Source organism: Planobacterium oryzisoli (assembly GCF_015354315.1).
GTDB classification, from domain to species: Bacteria; Bacteroidota; Bacteroidia; order Flavobacteriales; family Weeksellaceae; genus Planobacterium_A; species Planobacterium_A oryzisoli.
The window spans coordinates 118,730-144,300 of record NZ_JADKYY010000001.1 but is presented as its reverse complement, the minus strand read 5'-3'; the positions used below and the strand labels follow the sequence as shown (position 1 = coordinate 144,300).

23 protein-coding genes are annotated in these 25,571 nt (G+C 40.9%); 10 read left to right on the top strand and 13 right to left on the bottom strand.

The features are described 5' to 3' along the window. Positions 1 to 18: 18 nt before the first annotated feature. Genes purC through IC612_RS00635 form a run of 3 tightly spaced genes read right to left on the bottom strand, consistent with a single transcriptional unit; the run spans position 19 to position 2,105 of the window. Positions 19 to 747 carry a phosphoribosylaminoimidazolesuccinocarboxamide synthase gene (gene purC / locus IC612_RS00645; RefSeq protein WP_194738234.1) on the bottom strand — a complete coding sequence of 243 codons (729 nt, stop codon included), beginning with the start codon at positions 745 to 747 and terminating at the stop codon, positions 19 to 21. Positions 748 to 792: 45 nt separating this feature from the next. Further along, positions 793 to 1,497 carry a DUF3307 domain-containing protein gene (locus IC612_RS00640; RefSeq protein WP_194738233.1) on the bottom strand — a complete coding sequence of 235 codons (705 nt, stop codon included), beginning with the start codon at positions 1,495 to 1,497 and terminating at the stop codon, positions 793 to 795. After that, positions 1,494 to 2,105, bottom strand: coding sequence for a SatD family protein (locus tag IC612_RS00635; RefSeq protein ID WP_228512814.1), 612 nt, complete (start codon positions 2,103 to 2,105; stop codon positions 1,494 to 1,496). The genes IC612_RS00640 and IC612_RS00635 overlap by 4 nt, the downstream gene beginning before the upstream one ends. A 117-nt stretch (positions 2,106 to 2,222) precedes the next feature. Here IC612_RS00635 and IC612_RS00630 point away from each other — a divergent pair, with 117 nt between their 5' ends. From IC612_RS00630 to IC612_RS00620, 3 genes are all read left to right on the top strand, one after another. Beyond that, positions 2,223 to 3,362 (top strand): acyl-CoA dehydrogenase family protein, encoded by a 1,140-nt coding sequence (locus IC612_RS00630; protein WP_194738232.1) that lies wholly within the window; start codon positions 2,223 to 2,225, stop codon positions 3,360 to 3,362. A gap of 126 nt (positions 3,363 to 3,488) precedes the next feature. Further along, positions 3,489 to 4,109 (top strand): DUF4230 domain-containing protein, encoded by a 621-nt coding sequence (locus tag IC612_RS00625; protein WP_194738231.1) that lies wholly within the window; start codon positions 3,489 to 3,491, stop codon positions 4,107 to 4,109. 5 nt (positions 4,110 to 4,114) lie between these two features. After that, entirely contained in the window at positions 4,115 to 4,315 is a 201-nt protein-coding gene (locus IC612_RS00620) for a hypothetical protein (protein WP_194738230.1), read from the top strand. A gap of 82 nt (positions 4,316 to 4,397) precedes the next feature. On the opposite strand, the gene cphA is transcribed toward IC612_RS00620, so the two are convergent. After that, positions 4,398 to 7,028, bottom strand: a complete 2,631-nt coding sequence (gene cphA, locus IC612_RS00615; protein WP_194738229.1) for a cyanophycin synthetase — start codon at positions 7,026 to 7,028, stop codon at positions 4,398 to 4,400. Between the two features lie 183 nt (positions 7,029 to 7,211). Here cphA and IC612_RS00610 point away from each other — a divergent pair, with 183 nt between their 5' ends. From IC612_RS00610 to IC612_RS00600, 3 genes are all read left to right on the top strand, one after another. Next, positions 7,212 to 8,108 carry a cyanophycinase gene (locus IC612_RS00610; RefSeq protein WP_194738228.1) on the top strand — a complete coding sequence of 299 codons (897 nt, stop codon included), beginning with the start codon at positions 7,212 to 7,214 and terminating at the stop codon, positions 8,106 to 8,108. Beyond that, positions 8,105 to 8,953, top strand: a complete 849-nt coding sequence (locus IC612_RS00605) for an isoaspartyl peptidase/L-asparaginase (RefSeq protein WP_194738227.1) — start codon at positions 8,105 to 8,107, stop codon at positions 8,951 to 8,953. Before IC612_RS00610 ends, IC612_RS00605 begins: the two co-directional genes overlap by 4 nt. A gap of 102 nt (positions 8,954 to 9,055) precedes the next feature. Beyond that, positions 9,056 to 9,355, top strand: a complete 300-nt coding sequence (locus IC612_RS00600) for a YtxH domain-containing protein (RefSeq protein ID WP_194738226.1) — start codon at positions 9,056 to 9,058, stop codon at positions 9,353 to 9,355. A gap of 70 nt (positions 9,356 to 9,425) precedes the next feature. Here the strand turns inward: IC612_RS00600 and hisS are convergent, their stop codons facing one another. Both hisS and IC612_RS00590 read right to left on the bottom strand, forming a co-directional pair. Continuing rightward, complete coding sequence (gene hisS, locus IC612_RS00595) at positions 9,426 to 10,769, bottom strand: histidine--tRNA ligase (protein WP_194738225.1); 1,344 nt, start codon at positions 10,767 to 10,769, stop codon at positions 9,426 to 9,428. 80 nt (positions 10,770 to 10,849) lie between these two features. Then, entirely contained in the window at positions 10,850 to 11,218 is a 369-nt protein-coding gene (locus IC612_RS00590; RefSeq protein WP_194738224.1) for a single-stranded DNA-binding protein, read from the bottom strand. 241 nt (positions 11,219 to 11,459) lie between these two features. On the opposite strand from IC612_RS00590, the gene IC612_RS00585 reads away from it, so the two are divergent. Then, a complete protein-coding gene (locus tag IC612_RS00585) occupies positions 11,460 to 11,798 on the top strand; it encodes a hypothetical protein (RefSeq protein ID WP_228512813.1) in 339 nt (112 codons plus the stop codon). A 36-nt stretch (positions 11,799 to 11,834) separates the two neighbouring features. Here IC612_RS00585 and IC612_RS00580 read toward each other — a convergent pair whose 3' ends face one another. From IC612_RS00580 to recQ, 4 genes are all read right to left on the bottom strand, one after another. Next, the gene (locus IC612_RS00580) at positions 11,835 to 12,659 is read right to left on the bottom strand and encodes a CvfB family protein (protein ID WP_194738223.1); all 825 of its coding nucleotides are present in this window, start codon (positions 12,657 to 12,659) and stop codon (positions 11,835 to 11,837) included. A 140-nt stretch (positions 12,660 to 12,799) separates the two neighbouring features. After that, a complete protein-coding gene (lpdA, locus tag IC612_RS00575) occupies positions 12,800 to 14,203 on the bottom strand; it encodes a dihydrolipoyl dehydrogenase (RefSeq protein ID WP_194738413.1) in 1,404 nt (467 codons plus the stop codon). Between the two features lie 132 nt (positions 14,204 to 14,335). Continuing rightward, entirely contained in the window at positions 14,336 to 16,897 is a 2,562-nt protein-coding gene (locus tag IC612_RS00570; protein WP_194738222.1) for an adenosylcobalamin-dependent ribonucleoside-diphosphate reductase, read from the bottom strand. 165 nt (positions 16,898 to 17,062) lie between these two features. Continuing rightward, positions 17,063 to 19,267, bottom strand: a complete 2,205-nt coding sequence (gene recQ, locus IC612_RS00565) for a DNA helicase RecQ (RefSeq protein ID WP_194738221.1) — start codon at positions 19,265 to 19,267, stop codon at positions 17,063 to 17,065. Between the two features lie 102 nt (positions 19,268 to 19,369). Here recQ and IC612_RS00560 point away from each other — a divergent pair, with 102 nt between their 5' ends. The 3 genes from IC612_RS00560 (at position 19,370) to IC612_RS00550 (ending at position 22,885) form a co-directional block, all read left to right on the top strand. Beyond that, positions 19,370 to 20,329 carry a KpsF/GutQ family sugar-phosphate isomerase gene (locus IC612_RS00560; RefSeq protein ID WP_194738220.1) on the top strand — a complete coding sequence of 320 codons (960 nt, stop codon included), beginning with the start codon at positions 19,370 to 19,372 and terminating at the stop codon, positions 20,327 to 20,329. A 68-nt stretch (positions 20,330 to 20,397) separates the two neighbouring features. Next, a complete protein-coding gene (tatC, locus tag IC612_RS00555) occupies positions 20,398 to 21,222 on the top strand; it encodes a twin-arginine translocase subunit TatC (RefSeq protein WP_194738219.1) in 825 nt (274 codons plus the stop codon). A 46-nt stretch (positions 21,223 to 21,268) separates the two neighbouring features. After that, positions 21,269 to 22,885: a M1 family metallopeptidase gene (locus IC612_RS00550; RefSeq protein WP_194738218.1), complete on the top strand. Its 1,617-nt coding sequence runs from the start codon at positions 21,269 to 21,271 to the stop codon at positions 22,883 to 22,885. A 1-nt stretch (position 22,886) separates the two neighbouring features. Here the strand turns inward: IC612_RS00550 and dacB are convergent, their stop codons facing one another. The 3 genes from dacB to IC612_RS00535 form a co-directional block, all read right to left on the bottom strand. Next, on the bottom strand, positions 22,887 to 24,254 hold the full coding sequence (gene dacB, locus IC612_RS00545) for a D-alanyl-D-alanine carboxypeptidase/D-alanyl-D-alanine endopeptidase (RefSeq protein ID WP_194738217.1): 1,368 nt from the start codon (positions 24,252 to 24,254) through the stop codon (positions 22,887 to 22,889). Positions 24,255 to 24,372: 118 nt separating this feature from the next. After that, the gene (locus IC612_RS00540) at positions 24,373 to 24,747 is read right to left on the bottom strand and encodes a hypothetical protein (RefSeq protein WP_194738216.1); all 375 of its coding nucleotides are present in this window, start codon (positions 24,745 to 24,747) and stop codon (positions 24,373 to 24,375) included. A gap of 122 nt (positions 24,748 to 24,869) precedes the next feature. After that, positions 24,870 to 25,571, bottom strand: coding sequence for an SAM-dependent methyltransferase (locus tag IC612_RS00535; protein WP_194738215.1), 702 nt, complete (start codon positions 25,569 to 25,571; stop codon positions 24,870 to 24,872).

Below are 25,571 nucleotides of genomic sequence, written 5' to 3'. Positions count from 1 at the left end.
CTTGGGAAACTATTCTGCTTATATCTGATTCTCTAACACTGCAGTTAGACGGTTATATATTTCCTCATATGCCTCAGTCACCTCACCCAAATCTCTACGGAAACGGTCTTTATCAAGTTTTTTCATAGTGTCTTTATCCCAAAGCCTGCAGGTGTCTGGAGAAATTTCGTCCGCTAGAATTATGGTTCCGTCGGAGAGTCTTCCTAGTTCTATTTTAAAATCGACCAAGATAATATTCATCTTTTCAAATAACTCCTGCAAGTAGGAATTAATCTTTAAGGTCAAAGCATACATGGTATCAAGTTCTTCCCTTGTGGCAACTCCAAGGAAGAGCACATGGTAGTCATTTATCAACGGGTCTCCAAGCTCGTCTTTCTTATAACAGATATCCACAATAGTAACAGGTGATTTTGTTCCCTCTTCAACACCTAATCGCTGTGCCATGCTCCCGGCAGCATAATTTCGCACCACCATTTCCAATGGAATGATCTCCACTTTTTTCACTAACTGCTCACGATCCGAGAGTTTTTCCAGAAGGTGCGTTTCTACCCCCTTACCTTCAAGATATTTAAAAATAAGGGTGGTAATGGCGTTATTAAGTTCTCCTTTGCGAGAAAACGACCCTCTTTTTTGCGCGTTGAATGCAGTAGCGTCGTCTTTGTAGCGAACTAGAACCACATTGGGATCTTCAGTTAGAAAAATTTGTTTTGCCTTGCCCTCATAGAGCATTTCGCCTTTAGTGTGCATAATTAAACTGTTGGTTGTTATTTAAATGAGAGATGTTCTACAAAATTACATTAAATATTGGACTATTATACCGGTTAGAACTGCAATGGTAAAACTTAGAAATGTACCTATAAGTACATATTCAGTGAGTTTTCTTTGTTTAGCCTGGGCCAGATCATTATACCGAAAAATAGATTTAGCTGCTAGTACAAACCCTACTGCTTCCAAGTGGCCAGATACTATAAAAACTACAACTAAGAAACGTTCTAACATTCCGATGTACGTACCTGCTTTAGTAAGGGAAGCGCTTTCCAATTGGTGCACTTGAGGCACATCCAAATGGAATGTACGTAGGGTCTGACGTATTAAAATAGATGACGGGACCGTTACGAATACAAGTCCCGTGACGACATACCACCACTGAGGCGGTATTTCAATCATGACAATGTCCTTGGAGAACAGCAATGCAAGAGCAACCAATGAAACCAGATGCAAGATTTGGTCGGTAAAGAACCACTGCAGTTTGGTGCTTGAATCTTGAAAATAAAGTTTTACCAGATCTATAATTCCATGAATTACAATGGTAATTAAAACTAATGACAGGTACTCGGCGGCTGGAAATAATACAAAAAGTACTAAACCATGCACGGCAAGGTGCCAATATAAATATTTAGATCTAACCTTATTCTTTTCTTTATGAGCAACCCATTTGGCTGGCTGAAAGACGAAATCTCCCAGTAAATGCGCCAATATGAGTTTTATCAAAATCATGCTAAATTATCCATTTTTTCTCGAAAAAATCCGTCGGTTTCCTTAAGTAAATCAAAATTTGCTCTCTTGATCCTTTGGCTGATGGAAGATTGTGTCACCTGCAGTTTTTTTGCCAGTTCGTCCTGTGTTATCTCCGTATGGTGTACCAGCTCGTAAATCACTTCGGCAAGTGCGGGGGTCCATCTATCAAACTCCAGGCTTGCCCATTTAAGTGTAAGCATAAGTTCCCGAGAGAGTTTTTCATTTGGAGTAGTAATATGGAAGGTTGAACCTTCTTTTTTAATCGTTTCTAGTCCACGACCAGAATAAGTAAAAGCACTGCCTTGGCACTGTGTGATTTTTGTAGCCACATAACTCTGATCGCCAATTCCCATACTTATACGTACGTCCAGATTCTCGTTTTTTTTAACCAGGGATTTAATAGCTAAAAAATTCCAAAATACATTGGTAGGCTCTGTGCGTACTTGAAATTCATCTCCTCGGTACAGTTCCCAATCCACAGAAGATCTACCCCATCCTTCAAAAAGCTGCTTTAGTGCAGGTACCCAAAGCTCTGGATCGGTATGCTGGGAATTTATGATGTCTCCTGTTATAACTGCTATCACCATGTAAAAATAAGCAAATATTCTTATAATTAAAAAATATTAGCACTTAACCTAATAAATTGCTACTATTAGCACATTTGCTGAAACGAGATTTTAAGTATATTTGAGCAAAGAAAATTTATGCATACGGAAACTACTGATAACCTAGAGATGATCGCCAAAACGGCCCGTGAATTTGCTGAAAAAAAAATTAGGCCCCACATTATGGACTGGGACGAATCCCAGACGTTTCCTGTGGAACTATTTCATGAACTTGGAGAAATGGGTTTTATGGGAATAGTAATCCCTGAGAAGTACGGTGGATCTGGGTTAGGATACCATGAATACGTCACGATACTTGACGAAATTTCACAAGTTGATCCTTCTATAGGACTCTCGGTTGCCGCACATAACTCTCTCTGCACCAACCATATTTATGAATTCGGAAACGAAGAGCAGCGCCAGCGCTGGCTTCCACAATTAGCCTCTGGAAAAACCATAGGGGCATGGGGTCTAACCGAACATAATACCGGTTCCGACTCGGGAGGAATGAGTACAACTGCAGTAAAAGACGGCGATAGCTGGATAATCAGCGGTGCTAAAAACTTCATCACTCATGCCATTTCCGGCGATATTGCTGTAGTGATGACCCGCACAGGAGAAAAGGGCGCTAAGAATAACTCGACAGCCTTTGTTTTGGAAAAAGGCATGGAAGGATTTACCTCTGGAAAGAAAGAAAACAAATTGGGAATGCGCGCCTCGGAGACAGCCGAACTGATATTTGATAACGTTCGCGTTCCTGACAGTCACCGGCTCGGCGAGGTAGGATCTGGCTTTAAACAAGCAATGAAAATACTGGATGGAGGAAGAATTTCCATCGCGGCACTTTCTTTAGGAATAGCACGTGGCGCATACCTAGCAGCCCTGAAATACTCTTTAGAGCGCCATCAATTCGGTAAAGCCATTAATGAATTCCAAGCTGTTAATTTTATGCTGGCCGACATGGCAACGGAAATAGATGCGTCCGAGTTATTGATCCGTCGCGCATCCACACTAAAAAATAACGGAGTTAAAATGACCCGTGAGGGCGCTATGGCTAAATTATATGCTTCAGAAGCGTGTGTAAGGATCTCCAACAATGCCGTCCAGATCTTCGGAGGATATGGTTATACCAAAGATTTTCCAGTAGAAAAATTCTACCGTGATTCCAAGCTTTGTACCATTGGAGAAGGTACTTCTGAAATCCAACGACTGGTAATAGGACGTGACATCTCCAAATAATCATTTTCTTAAGTATTATAAAAATGCCCACAAAAGTTTACTTTTCTGGGCATTTTTGATTCTTTTGTGCAAAGTGACCAAATGGCAAACTTATTGAAGAAGAACTACAAAAGACAGTAACCTTTTATGAATATAAACAAACAGCGCTTTCTAGCTGCTTTTATCTTAGGACTAATAACCATGCTACTGCTGGGATTAGTTTTTCGCGCTCTATTAAGCACCAAAGAGCCTGAAATTTCAAATGACCACTACATAATCACCAATCAAATCCGCAAGATGAATAAAATGGTGGTAATGGAACAGGACTTCTCAACCATGCAGCGAACTAAAATGAGTACAGAAATTTTAGGCGGAGGATTACTTCCAGCCATGGATAAAGAAATAATGACATTTACAAAGACTAATGCGCAGGTTTCCTACGACTTAAATAAAATGAGACTGGATGTAGACAGCGTAAACAGGCAACTGATAATCGAAGAGTTACCCTCACCAGAACTCAAAATAACACCGAGTGTGGAAATCAGCTCTCTAAACGACTCTTTTTTCAACCGATTTGACGAGAGTGACATTCAGAAAATTCAAAAATCCGCCAAAGATGCAGCCGTAAAGAGGGTTAATCGTGAACAGCTACTAAGTGATGGGCGAAGACAGTTAATGCAGAATCTTGATCAGATCTTTGTTTTAGCCAAAGCTCTGGATTATAAAATTGTTGATAAAACCGGTAAAATCGACACCACTAAATTATAGACATTATGATACACCATGATTCACATCCTAAGGATAACACCGACTTTGAACATACTAATGAGTCCGAGCGCAAGAAGCAAAATCAAGATTTTCCTAACATCCCCCCGGCCTCTGAAAACCAAAGTCCTCCGGATATTACCAAAGAAGACGTGAGTGATTCGTCCGATACTGCAGACAGTGGAAAAACAGACAACACTGAAGATTAAAACAAAACTGCTCTATTCCGGACTGGACCTAAGATAATATACTATCCAAGGGCTGTCCAATATAGAGCAGTTTCTCTTATACCTAATTTGGATTGTTTTCTTCTTGACTTTCTCGGTGTTGGTAATCCTGCACTAAATCTATGGCATTGTCTACTACATCACTTAATGCGGTGATAAAAGTACCTTCTTCAGCCATTCCCATCGCATGCTTTAATGCTTCGATTTCTTTGGGTATACACTCATAACTTACATTACGACCCGAGGAATTGATTCCATCGATAATAAGACCGTTTATTTCGTCTTCTGTACGACCACGCAGATGTTTTTCGTTTCTTATGATAATGTAGTCAAACATTTGACCTGCAATCTGTCCACATTTCCGAATATCTTCGTCCCTACGATCGCCCACCCCAGAAATAATACCAATTTTCTTGGTTGCCTCAACATTGCTTAAGTATTCCGCAATGGCCTCGTAACCTGCAGGATTATGTGCGAAATCAATCATTACTTTGAAGTTCTTGAATTTAAAGACGTTGAGTCGTCCGGGTGTAAGTTGGGCACTGGGAATAAAAGTTCGAAGAGCCATTGCTATATCTTCTATTGCAAATCCGTACAGGTAGGTTGCCAAACTGGCCGCCAGAACATTGGAAATCATAAATTTGGCTTTTCCTTCCATGGTGATAGGAATGTTCTGAACTTTAGTAATTCTTATTTTCCAGTCTCCTTTCTTTATGGTGACGAAACCTTCCTCGTAGACACAGGTAGTCTTACCTTCCCTGGATAATTTTACAATGTGGGGGTTATTTTCGTCCAAGCTGAACAACGCTACCTTTGCATCCAAATCACCCGATAGTCTCATCGAATATTCATCATCCGCATTGAGTATGCACCAACCACTTTTCTTAACGCTGTCAAGTACTACCCGCTTTACTCTAGTAAGATCCCGTAGGGAATGGATGTCGTTCATACCCAAATGGTCTTCCTTAATGTTGGTTAATACTCCTATATCACAAGTTCCAAAGCCAAGACCAGAGCGAAGGATTCCTCCTCTTGCTGTTTCCAGCACGGCAAACTCGACCGTAGGGTCCTTTAGTATAAACTCGGCAGAGACCGGACCGGTAGTATCTCCTTTCGTTAGTAAGGTGTTTTGAATGTAAATCCCGTCTGAGGTAGTGAAACCCACGCGGTATCCATTGTTTTTTACAATATGTGAAATCAGCCGTGTGGTAGTTGTCTTTCCATTGGTTCCAGTTACTGCAATGATCGGAATGCGGTAAGGCTTACCCGGGGGATAAAGCATATCCACCACTGGGGCAGCAACATTTCTCGGCAGACCATCACTTGGAGATAAATGCATCCTAAAGCCTGGCGCGGCATTTACTTCAAGGATACATCCTCCAGTCTCCTTAAGTGGCTGAGTTAGATTTTCAGCCATAATATCAATTCCGCATACGTCCAGACCAATAATCTTAGAAATACGTTCGCACATAGTAATATTGTCCGGGTGAATCATGTCCGTTACATCACTTGAAGTCCCCCCGGTGGACAAGTTTGCGGTGGATTTGAGAAAAACAATCTCTCCTTTTTGAGGTACGGACTCCAAATGAAAGCCGTTCTTTTCCAGAAGATCCAACGTCGAGGAATCCACTACTATTTCAGTAAGCATATTTTCATGCCCGTAGCCCCGCCGGGGATCTTTATTCTCAATGTCAATGAGCTGAGAAATGGTTCTTTCACCGTCACCCACCACATTTGCAGGCATTCTTCTGGCTGCAGCAACCATTTTGTGATTCACTACAAGAACCCTAAAATCATATCCTGTTATAAAGCGCTCCACAATTACCCTACTACTGATTTGCTGGGCAAGTTCAAAACCCTTTACTGCCGTATCCCAGTCATTCACGTTGATGGATTGGCCACGACCGTGGTTTCCGTCGAGTGGTTTTAGTACTATAGGATATCCAATTTTAGTAATGGTCGATTCAAGTTCGTCAATAGAGTATACCAGTCCCCCTTTGGGTACAGGAATAGCGGCTTCATCTAGCATCTTCTTAGTCAGCTCTTTATTGCAAGCTATATCCACTGCAATGGAGCTTGTATTACCAGTTATTGTTGCTTGAAAACGCTGCTGATGAATCCCATAACCCAATTGGACCAGAGAGTTTTTGCCCAAGCGTATCCATGGAATATTACGAGATTCCGCCTCTTCCACAATGCTCCCGGTCGAAGGCCCAAGCCGTTCTCGTTCTCGAGTTTGTTTTAACCTAAAAATGCATTCCTGTAGATCATAATCTCTATCGTCTATGACGCATTCAGCTAATTTTACAGCTTCCTTAGCCGCCATAACTCCTGCATTTTCCTCTATATAGCTAAATACAACATTGTATACCCCTGGTGTCTTGGTTTCGCGGGTACGTCCAAATCCCGTATCCATACCAGCTAGAGTTTGAAGCTCTAAAGCAATATGTTCAATTACGTGGCCCATCCAAGTTCCCATCTCAATGCGTTGAAAAAGCCCACCAGGTTTGCCCTCAGAACAACGGTGTGAGTAAAGACTGGGCATTATGTTTTCCAAACGCTCCCGAAAGCCAGGAATTTTATTTGTCGGAGACTGTTCCATCTCCTCAAGGTCCAGACGCATTTGGATTAGTTTCTTACGACGAATACTCCAGATGTTGGGACCTCGTAAAACCTGTATTTTCTCTATTTTCATTTATTTCTTAATGTTATTAGCTTTCTTGGTACCAAAGATATAGTAAATCTCTTCCCATATTATTTTCAAGCGTGAAAATAGTGTAACCTTCAAAGGAAAATATTATATTAGAACTGCTAATTACTACAAAGTTCGCAGATTCGGAGCGAATTTTGTTGCGCAAAATTGTTTTAATATTAAAGTATGACGCCAGCAGGAAAACTAATAGTTATAGGTGGTGCTGTTAATAAAGGCAGCTTCGCAGAGACCGATTACGATGCTAATATCGAGCAAAACCTTAATTTCTTTGAAAAAGGTATAATGCGCAAGATCATAGATGAATCTTGTAAAGGAATAGAATCGCGTATTGAGGTCATACCAACCGCTTCGCAAATTCCACAAATCGTAGGTCCTGAATACAAGAGAGCGTTCGAGTTCTTAGGTGCAAAAGATGTACACATTATGGATCTTACACGACGAGAGGAAGCTAATAGTGAAGAGTTCATGAAACGAGCCCGTGAGGCAGATGTGGTAATGTTTACCGGAGGAGATCAGCTACGACTCACTTCCATTCTAGGGGGGACACGTTTTCATGACATTATCTTGGATAAATATATTAATGAAAACTTTGTGTACGCAGGTACCAGCGCTGGTGCAGCGGCGGCATCGGAAAACATGATTTACCAAGGATCTAGTAGTGAAGCACTCCTTAAAGGCGAAATTAAAACTACTCAGGGTTTAGGTTTCATTGACAATGTGCTCATTGACACCCACTTTGTACAAAGAGGAAGAATAGGAAGGCTTTTTCAAGCCGTTGTAAACAATCCTAGAACGCTAGGCATTGGTTTGGGCGAGGATACAGGTCTTTTTATATACCAAAACAGAATGACTGCAGTAGGTTCAGGTCTCGTGATTCTTGTGGACGGCAGGTTTATTAAAGATACAAACCTTACTAATATAAATATCGGAGAACCCATCTCAATAGACAACCTCACAGTTCATGTAATGTCTCAAAATGATTTCTTTGACTTAACTACCAAGGAAATGCATATTGTGAACTCTCAATACCAGCCCCAACTCACTAACCCCCATCCTTTATGAAACTACTTATACACGGTGGCTTTTTCTCTGAAAGTGACCAGAGCACAGAAACCAAACTGTTAAAACAAAGCGCTCTGGAACATATTATCCGTACCTCGTGGAACTATCTTCAGACTCACTCTGCCTTAGAAACGGCTGCTTATGCAGTTGGCCAACTCGAAGACGACCCCCTCTTTAACGCAGGTACTGGTTCCCAAATACAAAGCGACGGAACAGTACGCATGAGCGCAGCATTGATGGACGGGTCAAATCAAATGATGACCGGGGTAATCAATATAGAGAATGTTAGAAATCCTATCCTCGTTGCCCAAAGCATAATGAATGAAAAACTAGACGATCGAATCTTAAGTGGTGCTGGGGCCAACGATTTTGCCCGCGAGGCAGGCTACGGTTATTACAATCCCAAGACTCCACAGCGCGAGATGGAATACTTAGATAAAAAGAAATCATTGGGAAGAGGCACTGTAGGGTGTGTGGTACTAGACCATGAGGGCAAGTTGGCCGCAGGAACTTCTACCGGTGGAAAAGGTTTCGAAATCCCAGGACGCGTCTCGGACTCAGCAACTGTTGCCGGCAATTACGCCAACCAACATGCCGCAGTAAGCTGCACTGGGGTAGGAGAAGATATTGTTAGCAATGCTACAGCAGTGAAAATTGTGACCCGGGTCACAGACGGGAACTCGGTGGAACAAGCGGTGGAGAGAACATTTAGAGAACTAGAGCAATTTAATGGTTTTGCCGGCGCAATAGTACTTGATTCCACTGGAAAACATTACTACAAAGATTCACACCCTAAAATGGTTTTTGCTTGTTTCGATGGCGATGCTCTTGAAATATTTTCTTGATACTACAGCTTTTATTTTAACAAAATTTTAATAAGATGATATAGTTATTGGCACGTAATTTACATACATAGTGGTAACATTAAATCTTTAAAAATTTGAATTATGGGAAATAAAAGAAACGGCCTTTTGGCACTACTAGGTTTAGGAGCATTTGCTTTTTGGAAATACAAAAATTCCACTCCTGAGCAGCAGCAAAAAGTAAAAGATCAGTTAAGCAATGCTAAAGACAATTTTAATAAGTGGGGAGGTGATCTGAAAACGAAAGCAAACGATTTAGCTTCTCAAGTCCAAAGTAAAGCGGGAGATTTGACTGCTCAAGCGAAGTCAAAAGCAGAAGAATTTAGCGCAAAAGCGGAAACAAAAGCAAGTGAAGTACGTAGTGATGTAAATCAACATATGTAGCATTCACCAAATCACATTCATACTTAATATTATATTATACTAGAACAGCCCACATAAGGGCTGTTTTTAGTTATAAGGTGGAGAAAAAAGTTTCGATTGGAATTGTGTGTTGCGATCCAACTACCATGTCTTTGATAGTTAGTTCCTTATTCTCAATTTCATTGGAACCATAAAATACCATATAAGGAATGGCTTTCTTCTCAACGTATGCAAATTGTTTTTTAAGTTTTGAAGCCTCAGGATAGAGTTCAGAGGAAATTCCATGTTCCCGCAACTTATCTATTATTGTAAGGCTTTTAAGGGCTTCCTCTGAGCCGTAATTAACAAAAAGGTATTGTACTGGTGGTGCCGTAATTGTTTCAAAAAGCCCCAATTCTTCCATCACCAAGACTATTCGGTCCAAACCAAAGGAAATTCCTACTCCTGGCACATCTTTTACACCAAATACTTCTGTAAGATTGTTATACCTGCCGCCACCACCAACAGAGCCCATCTCTACCTCTTGGGCCTTCACCTCGAAGATTGCTCCTGTATAATAATCAAGTCCACGGGCTAGAGTAATGTTAAAAACCAAATCAGAGGAATCGGCAAACGCTGAAAATACAAAATCCAGTTCCTCTACTCCTTCAAGGCCTATAGGTATCCCCTCGAATATCTCGCGTAGTTTTTGGACTATCTTCTCATGTGTGCTGTTGCTATCGAATAAAAATTCCAATTTAGCAATCGCTTCATCCGAAATTCCCTTAGTTTTAAGTTCTTCACGAACGCCTCCCTCACCAATTTTATCAAGTTTATCCAGAGCGACAGTAAAATCAATCAACTGATCGGAAATTTCTGCATATTGAGCGAGAGCGGAAAGGATCTTCCGGTTGTTCATATGCACCTGGATCTTAATGCCTAGTTCACGGAATGTCTTAAAATACAATCGTAAAAGCTCAATTTCTTGAAACAAACTAGTACTTCCTACAACATCTGCATCACACTGGTAGAATTCTCTAAATCTACCTTTTTGCGGTCTGTCGGCTCTCCAAACCGGCTGAATTTGATACCTCTTGAAAGGAAAGGAGAGTTTACCGTGATTCATAGCTACAAACCGGGCAAAAGGTACTGTAAGGTCATACCGCAATGCTTTATCAGAAATTTGATTGGTAAGTTTCTGAGAGCTTCTGCTATTTAGATCCTGGTCGTTCACTTTAGCTAGATAGTCCCCCGAGTTCAATATTTTGAAAATCAATCGGTCCCCTTCTTCACCGTACTTTCCAGTAAGCGTACTTAAATTCTCAAAACTTGGTGTTTCCAGCGGTTGGTAACCGAACAATTCAAAATTTCTCTGAAGAACCGAAATTACACTTCGGCGCTTAAGAACATCAAGCGAAACAAAATCTCGCGTACCTTTTGCTAAGGATGGCTTCATAGAATCGAGTTGCTGCACATAGTTTTGTGGTGCAGCCGGTTGCAAAAATAAACAAAATTAGTATGAATCACTAATCCTCCTTACTGTGCTACTTTGGCGTTTTGCTTTTGGTCATCATGCTCCACATCAAAGACCACAACATCGTTGACTCGGATTTCCGTCACGTAGCGGATCTCTCCGGAGGCAGTCTCGTAACTGCGATGTATCAACTTCCCTTCCACCGCCATCTGCGATCCTTTGTTAACTGCTGTTTGCATATAATTGGCATTTCTTCCAAAAGCCACCAAATTGTGCCACTGGGTCTCATCTACTCGATCTCCCAAAGCATTAATGTAATAATCATGGGTCGCTAGCGCTACACTTGCTTTAGTTCCTCCTTTCTCGAAAGTTATAATTTCTGCTTTGCTACCAGCCCTTCCAATTAAACTTACACTGTTTCTCATTGCCATAATATTGTTTTTAAATTATTAGTTCTGTCTCCTTGACAGCTTCAGCAAAGATTGATAGAATAATAACGGATAGTCGTACGCTAATTATTTGTATTCACTTTTCAGATGAAAAAAACTATAATGGACAAAATAGAGCCCCAAAACGTCCAGCTGAGTCCAGAATTAAAGTTTACAGTCCAGAACAGAAAAAGATGCTGTTTAGTAACAAGTTTAACTTTAGCTTTACAAAAAACTAATAGATATGAACTGCAAAGAATGTAATGCAAAAATGGTAGGTCGCTCAGACAAAAAATTCTGTGATGATTTTTGCCGCAACACTTTTAATAACCGTCAAAACCGGGACTATAGTAATCTGATGCGCACTACGCACAACACCTTAAGGAGAAACCACCGCATACTGATGAACACACTACTAAAGGAAAATAACCTGAGCGTCTCGGAACTGGCGGGTCTTGGATTTGAATTTGGTTACTGTACATCTATGCATAAGGAAAAAGATGGACAGCCGAAACATATCGTGTACGATCTGGTTTACGAAATTGGTCCTTTTAACCAAGTATTCATCCGTCGCAATAGTTAAAAAAGACTTTTGAGCCACATCGAAGTATAAAGCACTTTAAAGCAGACGAATACGGTCTTCCAATATTTCGATAACCTTATTCCTGTAGAGTCCTCCAATTGCTTTTTTGAAATTTTTCTTGCTCATTTCAAGTTGCATTTTGATCTCCTCCGGGCTAGAGCTATCGCTTAAGTGTAAAAGACCGTAATTTTCTTCAAGTTTATCCAGTATCATTTTTTGGAAAACATCGATTTGGTCGTATCCATGCGGCTGTAAGGAAATGTCAATTTTTCCATCCTCGCGCAGGGATTTAATATATCCCTTCTCCTGCGAGAGCGGATAAAGTTTCTTGTACACATCAGAGGCATAAATAAGCCCAATATACTTTTTGTTTACGACTACGTTCCAGCCTAATTCACTCTCTCCCATCACGAGTAAATCCACCTCCTCACCTTCGGTAAAAGGTAGTGAAGAGTACTGCGGGTTCCGTTTGAATTTAGTTGTTCCAGTAATCAATCCCGTAGCCTCATCTATATAAATATAGACCATGTAACGTTTCCCTTCTACTATTTTTGATTTTTGTTGCTTATAGGGTATGAAAAGGTCCTTTATTATACCCCAATCCATGAACGCGCCGCTAGGCAAACTTTCCACGCAAGTCATTACGGCAAATTCACCCACTTCAGCCAAAGGGATCTCTGTAGTAGCTTTTAACTTTCCATCATCTTGATAAACAAACACTTCCATTTGATCGCCAATCAAACGATCCTCCTTTATAAAAACTTTTGGTAGGAATGCTTTCCACTCATGTTCATCGGTCAGCATGTAACCAGATGAATTCATTTCAGAGACAGTAAGTGTTTGGGTTTTTCCTGGAAACATAAAAAATTCGCTTTGCTGCAAAGTTACATTTTAATAAATAAAAGTACTAGGTCAAATACCATTACAAACGACTTCATTGCTACCATGTAAAAAAAAAGCTGCCCTTGTAAAGAGCAGCTAACTTCTATCAATAGTATGTTCTACATATGTATTGCTATTTTAGCAGTGGCATCCAAGGCCGCTTCCTTGATAGCTTCAGCAAATGTAGGGTGCGCATGACTCATACGTGCAATGTCTTCCGCACTTGCACGGAATTCCATGGCTGTTACCGCTGCCGCAATCATATCCGCTGCGCGCGCGCCTATCATATGAACACCTAATACTTCATCGGTTTTCTCGTCTGCAATTATTTTTACAAAACCGTCCAGATCCCCTGAAGCTCTGGAACGACCTAGTGCACGCATTGGAAAACTACCCACTTTGATAGCTCTTCCTTCTGCGGTAAGCTGCTCTTGGGTTTTACCAACTCCTGCAACTTCTGGCCAAGTGTACACTACACCAGGGATAAGATCATAATTAATATGCGGCTTTTGTCCTGCCAGTACTTCTGCCACAAAAACTCCCTCTTCAGAAGCCTTGTGCGCAAGCATTGGTCCAGCTACCACATCACCAATGGCGTATATGTTGGAAATATTGGTCTGGAGTTGGGTATTGACTTTTACTCTTCCCCGCTCATCCAGTTCAACTCCTGCATTATCAAGCCCCAATTGATCCGTGTACGGTTTTCTTCCTACTGACACAAGTACGTAGTCGCCTTTAACTTCAATTTCTTGGTCTTTCTTATCTTTTCCTTTTACCAATACTTCTTCTCCATTTCTTTCTACTGCAGATACAGCAGTGGAAAGCATAAATTTGATTCCCTGCTTTTTTAGAACTTTCTGTAATTCTTTAGAAAGCGCGCCGTCCATTCCTGGAATTATTTTATCCATATATTCCACCACGGTTACATCCGAACCTAACCTACGGTAAACAGAGCCAAGCTCAAGACCTATCACTCCACCTCCTATTACAATCAAGTGCTTAGGAATTTCTTTAAGGCTTAGCGCCTCTGTGGAAGTAATGATTCTCTCTTTGTCTATCTGAGCAAATGGTAGTGTGGAAGGTTTAGATCCTGTTGCAATGATGCTGTACTTAGCTTGAATTTCCTCTGTGGAACCGTCTTGCTTGCTAATGAGAATTGTATTGGCATCCTTGAATGAGCCCATCCCAGTATACACGGTAACTTTATTCTTATCCATAAGGAATTCAATTCCCTTGGTAGTCTGCTCCACTACCTCATTTTTACGCGCGACCATGCGCTCGATATCGGCAACAGGGCTTTGTATTTTAATTCCGTGCGAGTCAAAATTATGCACCGCATTATGAAAATGTTCGGAACTATCCAGCAGAGCTTTTGAAGGTATACAACCTACATTCAGGCAAGTGCCACCCATTACTGAATATTTCTCAATGATTGCGGTTTTAAAACCCAGTTGTGCAGCACGGATGGCTGCAACATATCCACCAGGGCCGGAACCTATGATGGCTACATCAAATTGACTCATTTCTTTTATTGTTTGATTCAAAGTTTATAGTACTAGTACAAAAATACAAAAATTGTCTGCTTCTCAACTATAAATTAAAAGTTCACTGGAAGCATGCCCCAGTGAACTCCTATCTATTTATATTGGATGACTTTAACCGCATTTAGAGCTTCCACAACTCTTACACGTTAAACATCCTTCTTGGTACATGACCTCTCCAGAACCGCAATTGGTACATTTCTGTCCAGAGACTTGCGTACCATCAGGTATATAACGCTTCAAGGCGCGCGCTACACCTGCTTTCCAGTTATTGATCGATTCTAGATTAAGCTCCATCCGGTTAATAAGTTCAACTACGCTCTCTAAGGGCATTCCATGTCTTAATGTACCGGAAATAAGTTTTGCATAATTCCAGAATTCCGGATTAAACTTATGAGAGAGCCCTTCGATAGTGGTTTTATAACCGCGTAGATTTTTAAATTGGAAATCATACCGCGAAGTTCCGTCTTCATCTCTGTTTTTAATTATCACTCCCTCATTAACCCATCGCGGAATCATTATACCTTCTTCATCGTCGGCAAGTCCAGTAAATATCTCGTACGGTCTTCCATCAATTAACCCTACGAAAGCAATCCATTTCTCTTTATTATTCTGAAAACGCACTACGTCTGCCTGCAAAATCTGAGGACGTTTTGTAGGAAATGAGGGAGCCATTTCTACCGTCTGTTCTGAAGCTGCTTTCTTTTCTTGCGTAGATACTAGTACACCCGAGCGCGATCCATCTCTATAAACGGTAACTCCTTTACAACCAACCTCCCAAGCTTTGAGATAGAGTTCATCCACTAGTTTTTCAGTAGCATCATGAGGTACATTAATAGTGACTGAAATGGAGTGATCCACCCATTTTTGAATCGCACCTTGCATTTTTACCTTACTTAACCAATCCACATCATTGGAAGTTGCTTGGTGGTACGGTGATTTTTCTATTAGTTCATTAATTTCATCTTGAGAGTAGTTCTTATCAGTATCGATTCCATTGACCTTCATCCACGTTTTAAAATGGTGGTGAAACACAATATATTCTTCCCAAGAGTCGCCTACTTCATCCACAAAATCCACCCGTACATCTTTATCGTTGGGGTTGACTTTTCTCCGGCGCTTATATACCGGCAAAAATACTGGCTCAATGCCTGAAGTAGTCTGCGACATGAGCGAAGTACTGCCAGTAGGCGCAATAGTTAAGAGCGCTATATTTCTACGACCGTGCTGAACCATTTCCTCATAAAGTGCCGGGTCACTTTGGCGAAGGCGCTGAATAAAAGGATTACTCATTTCTTTGGTTGCATCATAAACAGGGAAAGCCCCCCGTTGTTTTGCCATTTCTACTGAGGAGCGGTATGCTGCAAGGGCAAGCGTTTTATGCACCAAAGTTGAAAATTTCACGGCTTCTTCACTGCCATACTTGAGATTTAGTGCAGCAAGCATATCGCCTTCAGCAGTAATGCCAACTCCAGTACGTCTACCTTCTAAAGTTTTGGCTTGAATTTTCTCCCATAGTGTTCTCTCAGTGGATTTAATGGAATCCCCTTCCGGATCGGAATCGATTTTTTCTAAAATTGTCTGAATTTTTTCAGTTTCAAGATCGATTATATCATCCATCATCCTCTGCGCATAACCCACGTGCTCTTTAAATAATTCAAAATCAAATTCTGCCTCAGGGGTAAATGGATTCTTAACATAGGAATAGAGATTGATTGCTAACAGGCGACAAGAATCGTACGGACATAATGGAATTTCTCCACAAGGGTTTGTCGACACAGTTTCAAATCCGAGATCTGCATAGCAGTCAGGCACGGATTCTTTTTGGATAGTATCCCAGAATAAAATTCCAGGCTCTGCACTTTTCCAAGCGTTATGAACTATTTTATTCCATAGCTCACGCGCTTTAATTGTTTTTGAGAATTTCGGATTGGAACTAAACACAGGATACTTCTGCGTATACTCTTTGTCTTGACGGACAGCTTCCATAAAAGCGTCGTCTATCCTAACCGATATGTTCGCCCCTGTAATCTTACCTTGCTCAAGTTTTGCATCAATAAAATCCTCAGCATCAGGGTGGTTGATGGATACCGAAAGCATTAAAGCTCCTCTTCTGCCGTCCTGAGCAACCTCTCTTGTGGAATTGGAATAACGTTCCATGAAAGGAACAAGTCCTGTGGAGGTGAGGGCTGAATTTTTCACAGCAGAACCTTTAGGCCTTATATGGGACAAATCATGCCCTACTCCTCCCCGGCGCTTCATTAGCTGCACTTGTTCTTCGTCAATTTTCATGATACTCCCGTAGGAGTCACTCTGCGTACCATTTCCTATCACAAAACAATTGGAAAGTGAAGCAATCTGAAAATCGTTGCCGATCCCAGTCATAGGACTGCCCTGGGGAATTATATATTGGAAATTCTTAATAAGGTCGAAAATTTGCTGCTTGGACAATGCATCAGGATATTTTGCTTCTACTCTAGCAATTTCTGATGCGATACGCCAGTGCATATCATCAGGGGTACGCTCGTAAATTTTGCCTTGAGAATCCTTTAAGGCGTATTTATTTACCCAAACTCTTGTGGCTAAATCGTCCCCTTTAAAATACTCAAGGGTATATCTATTAGCTTCTTCATACGAAATTTCCTTTCTTTTTTCTGCAATTGTCGAGCTTTCCATGTGCGGTTATTTTTCAAATTTAAAGTTATAAAAAATAATTAACCGCACAATAAGTAAACAACTTTTTAAACCTAAATGCTATTATATCAATTAATTAAGTTTTCCACATATATAAAAAGTTTGCAAATAATTGCAAACTTTGAATTTTAAGAATTGAAATTTTTATTAATTTGCTACATCAGATATGAATTTGATCCTTAACATCCGTAATTCTTCATCACTGAGTTCATCGCCGAATTCTGCGGTAAGTACTTTCATGCTATCGCTTTCGCTCTCGTTCATAAATTCCATGAAATCTTCAACCAAGTCTTCATCAATATTTTCATCAATATAATAGTCAATATTTAACTTGGTTCCTTGGTATACGATCCGTTCCATTTCTTTGAGCAGCTCGTCCATGGAAAGATGTTTGGCTTTGGCAATGTCTTCTAAATCCATTTTCTTATCTGTTGTCTGGATTATAAAGACCTTGTGGCTGGATTTTTTTGCCACTTGCTTGAGAACCATATCCTGCGTACGCTCAATTTGGTTTTCTTCAACATAACGGGCTATAAAATCTGAGAACTCTTTCCCAAATTTACGCGCCTTACCTTCACCTACTCCATAAATCTTAGAAATTTCCTCGACCGTTGTTGGATATTGTACGGTCATATCTTCCAAACTGGGATCCATGAAAACGGTGTAGGGTGGAATTCCATGTTTTTTTGCAAGTGTTTTGCGAAGTTCCTTAAGTTGTGAATAAAGCACCTGATCCAATCCACCTGCTGCCTGCAGTTCATTTTTCTCTGCGACACTTCGTAGTTCTTCCAGATTATATTCTTTATCCTCCGAAATAAAGAAATTCTCAACTCTTCCCTTTACAAGAGCTTCTTTACCTTTCAATGAAACCTTCAACACGCCGTACGTTTCAATATCTTTGGTCAAATAATCTTGCACTGTTGCCTGCCGAATAATAGATTTCCAATAATTCTCAGTCTGCTGGGTTCCGATACCAAAGAATTCTGTTGTTTCTAATTTATACGATTTGGTAACTGAATTCTCCTTACCCATTATTAAACTGATAAGATCCTTTGTTTTGAATTTTTCCTCAAGGGTACTTACCATCTGAATAACCGATAATAAATCATTCCCTGCATCCTTAAGAACAGGGGGATGCTGCGCATTATCATCCATCTTGGCACCTAACCCATGGACCGGATCAAACTCTTCTCCAAAGTAGTATAGCAAATACTGTCTCCTACTCATGGAGGTCTCTGCGTATCCTACTATTTCATTAAGCAGTTGCAGACCAATCTCCCTTTCAGAAACTGGCTTCTGCGCTAAAAATTTCTCCAGTTTTTCAATATCTTTAGGGTCGTAAAAGGCCAAACAATACCCTTCCCCTCCATCACGGCCAGCACGGCCTGTTTCCTGATAGTAACTTTCCAATGACTTGGGAAAATCGTAATGAATCACAAAACGAACATCAGGCTTGTCGATTCCCATTCCAAATGCAATTGTAGCAACAATAACATCGCATTCTTCCATTAGGAACTTATCTTGATTAGATACCCGTGTCTTTTGGTCCAATCCCGCATGGTATGGCAAAGCATTGATACCATTTACTTGAAGAAGCTGGGCAAATTCTTCCACTTTCCTACGACTAAGACAGTATACAATTCCCGATTTCCCTTTACGCTGGTTAATAAATCTCACAATTTCCTTATCCACATTAACCTTAGGACGAACCTCGTAATACAGGTTGGGTCGATTAAAACTAGACTTAAAAACCTGCGCATCCTGCATACCTAAAGTTTTTTGTATATCGTCCTGGACTTTAGGCGTAGCTGTAGCAGTCAAGGCAATAATCGGCACATCGGCTATTTTGTCTATGATCAGTTTTAAGTTTCTGTACTCTGGCCGGAAATCATGCCCCCACTCGGAAATACAATGGGCTTCGTCAATGGCTACAAAGGAAATCGTGACATCTTTCAAAAAATCTACATAATCCTCCTTGATCAAAGATTCAGGTGCCACATAAAGCAATTTAGTCTTGCCGCTTTTAATGTCCGTGAATACCTGATTTGTCTGCGATTTATTTAAGGAAGAATTAAGTACATGCGCAATGCCATGACCCGATGCAAGGCTATTTACCGCATCCACCTGGTTTTTCATCAAAGCTATTAAGGGAGAAACCACGATTGCCGTACCTTCCGAAATGAGTGCCGGCAATTGGTAGCAGAGGGACTTTCCTCCACCGGTAGGCATGAGTACAAATACATCCTTACCCTCAAGCAATGTTTCCATTACCTCTTTTTGAGGACCTTTAAAGGTGGAAAAACCGAAATATTTCTTTAATTCTTTGGATAAATCGGCGTTTTTACTACTCATCTGATTTTGTTTGCTAAATTTGCATATTAATCAAAGTTACTAAATATTATGGTACAAATCAATCATAATATAGCTTAATAATCTATTGTAAACAAGTCGCATTTGGACACGCAAACAATGATCGATTTAGCAAAGAATTCAATTGCAATCGAAATACAGGAGCTGGAAAATCTCAAGGAACGGATTGACACGAATTTTGTACATGCCTTGGAGTTAATCTTACAGGCCCAGGGCAAGTTGATTGTTGTGGGTATAGGAAAATCCGCACATGTCGCAAATAAAATCGTAGCCACATTAAACTCCACTGGTACCCCTTCCCAATTTCTCCATGCTGCAGAAGCCATTCATGGTGATTTGGGTTTAATCCAAAAACAGGATGTGGTACTTTGTATTTCCAATTCAGGCAACTCTCCGGAAATAGTAAACTTAATTCCTTATTTAAAAGAATATTCAAGTGCTGTAGTAGCTATGACAGGAAATATAAGGAGCAAGTTGGCCCTTGGCAGTGATGTGGTCCTTGATACTTCTGTGGAAAAGGAAGCATGTCCCAATAAATTAGCACCCACTAGCTCCACTACCGTTCAGATGGCTTTAGGCGATGCACTTGCAGTGTGCCTTATGGAGCGAAAAGGTTTTAAAGAACATGATTTTGCGCGCTTTCATCCAGGTGGTAGCTTGGGTAAAAATCTAACAGCAAAAGTGGAACAGTTTCTCTCTGAGCAAAAACCTAGTGTGCTGCCAGAATCCTCCGCGCGCGAGGTCATTATCTCCGTGAGTGGCTCCAAGCATGGTGTGAGTGTTGTGCAAAGCGGTGATAAGATACTTGGTATCATAACCGATGGCGACATCCGACGCATGTTACTAAACACACAAGACATCTCCGATCTCAAAGCGGAAGATATAATGAGTAAAAACCCTAAGACTATTGAGTACAACGCCCTGGCTAAAGAAGCAATGCAAACCCTCCGAAAGTTCAACATAGGCCAGCTTGTCGTCACCAAGAATGGCACATATCATGGCATTATCGATTTGCATCGATTATTGGACGAGGGCATCATTTAAATAATCAAGTTTCAGACTGTGGATAATGAAAAATTAATTTTTTTAGTTATTCACGCTACCCAAATACTATGAGTGAAGAGAAAGATATGTCCTTAATGGGCCACATTGGAGAACTGCGAGGACATCTTATAAGAAGCATAATAGCAGTCGTCCTAGGTGCCTTCCTAGTGGGATTCAATATCGAATGGATTATCGATACGATTTTTTTTGGCCCCGTCCGAAATGACTTCCCCACTATACGGTTCATTAACTACCTCTCTCAGCAAATTGCGGGAACCAATGCCATTGAGTTACCTGCTGATTTCCCTGTTCGTGTTCAGAAACTCTACCAGCAGTTCAATGTAATGATGTCCGTATCTGTAGTAGGCGGTTTGGTGCTGGCCTTTCCCTATATCGTATGGGAACTTTGGAGATTCATTGCTCCGGGATTGCACCCTAGCGAAAGAAAGAATTCCACATTTCTAATTAACGGAGTATGGATACTCTTCCTCACCGGTGTTATGTGTGGCTATTTCCTTATTCTACCTTTTGCGATAAACTTTGGAGTGGTTTTCAAGATTTCGGATATTATTGAGCCGCTATACGACCTTTCCGATTACGCTGCACTTTTTTTTCAGATCGTAGTGGGAATGGGTATTGTTTTTCTGTTTCCAATTATTGTGTATTTTTTGACGCGTATCGGAATTCTCACTCCTCAATTCCTTAAAACCTACCGCAAGCACGCTATAATTCTAATTATGGTTATTGCGGCCGTAATTACCCCTGCCGATGTATTAAGCATGACAATGGCGGCCATTCCGCTTCTTGCTCTCTACGAAATCAGCATTGCGCTAAGTTTGCGTACCTATAAGAAAATGCTGAAAGAGAACCTTGATGCTAAATCCCCAGATTAAAAGCGCCAAATTTTTTTTGTATTATAGACTCTTAATCCCACTACTTATGCGCCTTTTGTTTTTTATTTGTGCACTACTTAGCACACCAACTTTTGCACAGCAGTTTAATCGACAGGACACATTACGCGGTTCCAATACCGAATTCCGTAATTTCTGGGATGTGCAACGCTACGTAGTTACTGTAGAACCTGATTTCGATCAAAAGTCGTTAAAAGGTAGTAACCGTATCGAGTTCCAAGTCACCGAGCAGCGCACCAACCCTGTATTTCAAATTGATTTACAGCAACCAATGCACTATGCAATTGACCATAGTTCATTTCCCTACAAAACGCACAGGCGCGAAGGAGATTTCATCTTCATTGAAGCTCTGGGACGTTTTAGCAAAGGTTCACGTCATTCGGTAACTCTATCGTACCACGGGGTACCTACAGAGGCAAAAAATGCCCCGTGGGACGGAGGATGGGTTTTTAAAAGAGATAGTTTACAACGACCTTTCGCCAGTGTAGCACAAGAGGGAATCGGAACCTCTGTTTGGCTTCCACTGAAAGATACTTGGGACGATGAACCGGACAGAGGTCTGGACATGACTATAATAACACCGGAGTCCTTAGTGGGTGTGGGCAACGGAAGGCTTGTCAAACTAGAGTCATCACAAGGAAAAAAATACTATACATGGAGGGTTGAGAGCCCTATCAACGGTTACTCCATTGTACCTTCCATCGGCTCTTATGTGAATTTTAAAGATACTTTTAATGGAGAAGGTGGGACCTTGGATCTGGACTATTGGGTTCTGGATTATAACCTTCCAAAGGCACAGCGCCAATTCACGCAAGTCAAGCCGATGTTACAAGCCTTCGAGTACTGGTTCGGAGCCTATCCATTCTATAAAGATTCCTATAAAGTGGTGGAAACACCATACCTAGGAATGGAGCACCAAAGTAATGTTGCCTACGGGAACGGGTACCGCAACGGATACCTGGGACGCGACCTCTCTGGCACGGGCGTAGGACTCAAGTGGGACTTTATACTCATACACGAAACTGGGCACGAATGGTTTGCTAATAATATTACAGCAAAGGAAAAAGCCGACATGTGGATACATGAAGCATTTACTAGTTACAGTGAGACACTCTTTACGGAGAAATACCTGGACACTGAATCTGCCAATAGGTATGTGCAGGGAACACGGCAGAATATAAAAAACGACCGTCCTATCATTGGGCACTACGGAGTAGCACAGTCCGGAAGTGGTGATATGTATTACAAGGGTGCCAACATGCTTCACACCATCCGCCAGATTATTAATGACGATGGGAAGTTCCGGCAAATTATGCGGGGGCTAAATAGCGAATTTAGGCTTCAGACTCCCTCTTCCACTCAAATTGAGAACTACATATCTAAACACTCTGGAGTAGATCTTTCTACCGTTTTTGACCAATATTTGCGGACCACTAAAATTCCCGTGCTGGAATACTATCAAAAGGACGGAGATTTGTACTACCGCTATCAGAACACCGTGCCCCACCTAAACCTGCCCATACGGCTTACTAACGGACTGGTACTAGAGCCAACGAGTGCCTTTAAGAAAGTAAAGTGCAGTGCAGATCCTCAAGCTCTCTTTAATTCCAACTATTATCTACAGTACCAAAGAGTAAATCCCTAATCTATTTTAGCCCATCCAGTACTTTGAATAGCGAAGCGGAGAGGTCTGGAGCCTGATAGTTATTGAGTATAATGGAGAAGGTGTACTTCTGCCCCGATTTAGAAGTATGGTACCCTGCAAATGATTTGACATTACCCAGTGTTCCACTCTTCATCTTCATACCATTCTGTGTAGGAAAACCTTTGGTAAAATCGGAGCTCCAAGGCTGCTTCAAGGCATATTGCAACACCTTTACCTGTGCACGAGGCGATACATAGTTCTGAGGAGACAGTCCACTCCCGTCAATAAAATTTAGTTCGGATGAAGAGATGGACTTCTTAGACCAAAAATCTTTTATTGTTTTCACCCCTCTTTCAAAAGAGCCTTCTCCAGTGCGTTCTTTTCCGATTGTCTTAACCAACGTTTCTCCGTAAAGGTTTACACTCTTACTTAGAAAAAAGTAAACGACTTCACGAAGTGGAGGTGACTTCCACTCCCAAATCACATTCTCCGGTTCTTTAGAAAACGAGTCCCCGGTTGCAAGGTTTTGCGAAAAAGAATGAGCACCCTTCTTTATCTTAATCCCTTGAGAATTTAACGAAGCAATCAATTCGGACGCAAATGTAATAGGAGGATTAGGCATGGCACCCGATACAGTTATCTTTCGATTAGGCAACGTGCCATTTATAAGCGCTACATTGGAATGGGGAGCAGTATAGATGATACTCTGATCACTGTTACCACCCACTTTCAAGTTATTAACCCACTTAAGGTCTGGAAGATGCACATTAGTGCCAGTTAAAACCCCTTTATCAAAAAAAGCATCAAATTGATTTTCTCTCCAGTTTAATCCCCAGACGCCTGCCCCGTAGTAATTACCCATGTCGTTCCATGGCCAACCACCTGGTACGGTTTGAAAATCAAAAGCCGAATCATCCACATATAGCTGTCCATCGATGGAAGTAATGCCTTTATTTTTTAAGGCTTGCGAGAGTGAATTCATTACCTCGTCCGGCTTGAATCCAGGGTAGCGCCAACTTCCAAGGGTTGGATCGCCATTAGACCTTAAAATAATATTTCCATGGAGTATACCCCCTTCGATAGAGCCTGTATAGCTAGCAGTGGTCATCCATGTAAAATCTGCACCCAACATATCTAAAGCTGCCGCCGCGGTTAGAAGCTTCTGCGTGGAGGCTGTGGTGAAACCCTGTTGTTCATTTAGGGCGAAAACGGTATTTCCCAAATGATCTTCAACATACATCCCTATACTTGCACTCTTAGCACCTGGTTTGGACATTACCTCATTAATCCTATTTTGTAAGTCTTGCTTTACATGTTGCGCATTTGCAACCGAAAAGACAATGGAACAAACCAAAAAAAGTACTTTCATCTTAATTATTTTTCTTCAAATATAATTAATCCTAAGTCTTACTATAAAAAATGTCCTTTGAATCTACTGGAATTCAAAGGACAGATAGAGGTAGTATAAGGTAATTACATCACGATTGTTACGCGTACATCTCTTTCACTTGAGATAAGAAAGCCTCATTTGATAATTGCTGATCCACTCCTAGAGTAATGGGTAGATTTTTAAACTGCGCAGTGTCCAGAAGAAAATGTTTCAATTCTTCTTGAATAGTACCTGGACCTGTAATATAAAGTTCTTGCGTATTATCTAACTGTTTGTCGATCTCTTTAAAAAACTTCGCCTTAGTGGTCTGCTCAGAATTATTGGCAGCATGCTCGCTGGTATTACCCACTTGCTTTTCATGAAGAATTTCGTCGACAATAACAAATTCATGAGCGCTTTGATCGTGGTGGTTCTTTACGATAATTGCTTTTTCACTATCTAGCCATATTGCAGCTATTTTCTTTGTATCCATAAGTCTATTTTTTTGGTTAAAAATAGTAATCCAAAGATGATGCTACTGCCTAGTTAACATGTGTTAATTTTAAGTCTACTGGAGTAAAGAAACTACGGTTTGGAACTGTGAGTTGTGTGGGTTTAAGTCCTACCTATTGCAAAGACTGCAGGTATTTTGTGAAAATCCACTTTCTTTTTTCTCCATTCCTTTACTTTTAGAGTCATTATAGATTCGCTCTTAGGATGGGTAAGATTGGCCGCTATACAAAGCGAGGTCTCAGGAGATAAATTCTTTACAAGATCTTCTATAAGTGCATTATTACGGTAGGGAGTTTCCATGAATATCTGCGTATATCCTGCTTTATTTACCACGGATTCCATCTGTAAAATCTGCGCACGACGTTGGGACTTATCAATTGGTAAATATCCATGGAAAGTAAACTGCTGGCCAATAAAACCACTGGATATTAATGTAAGTAGTATAGAAGAGGGTCCCGTGAGGGGAAGCACTTTGATTTGATGCTGGTGTGCCCATCGCACAATGATGTGCCCCGGATCGGCAATGCAGGGCATTCCTGCTTCAGAAAGAACACCAAAGTCCACACCACTCTTAAGCAAGTCCTGAGCATCGGAAAGTTCAGAAACTACTGTATCTTTATCGAGCAGATAAAGCTTAAGTTCTGCTTGTACTTTCTCAGGACATAAAAATTTAATTATACGCCGGGCTGTTTTCTCATTCTCCACAAAATAATGATCAATTGAGCGGATATAGTCCCTAATTACAGGCGCAATTTCGTCCACGTTGGCTTCAGGGCTAAGATATGCGGGAATGAGTACTAACAT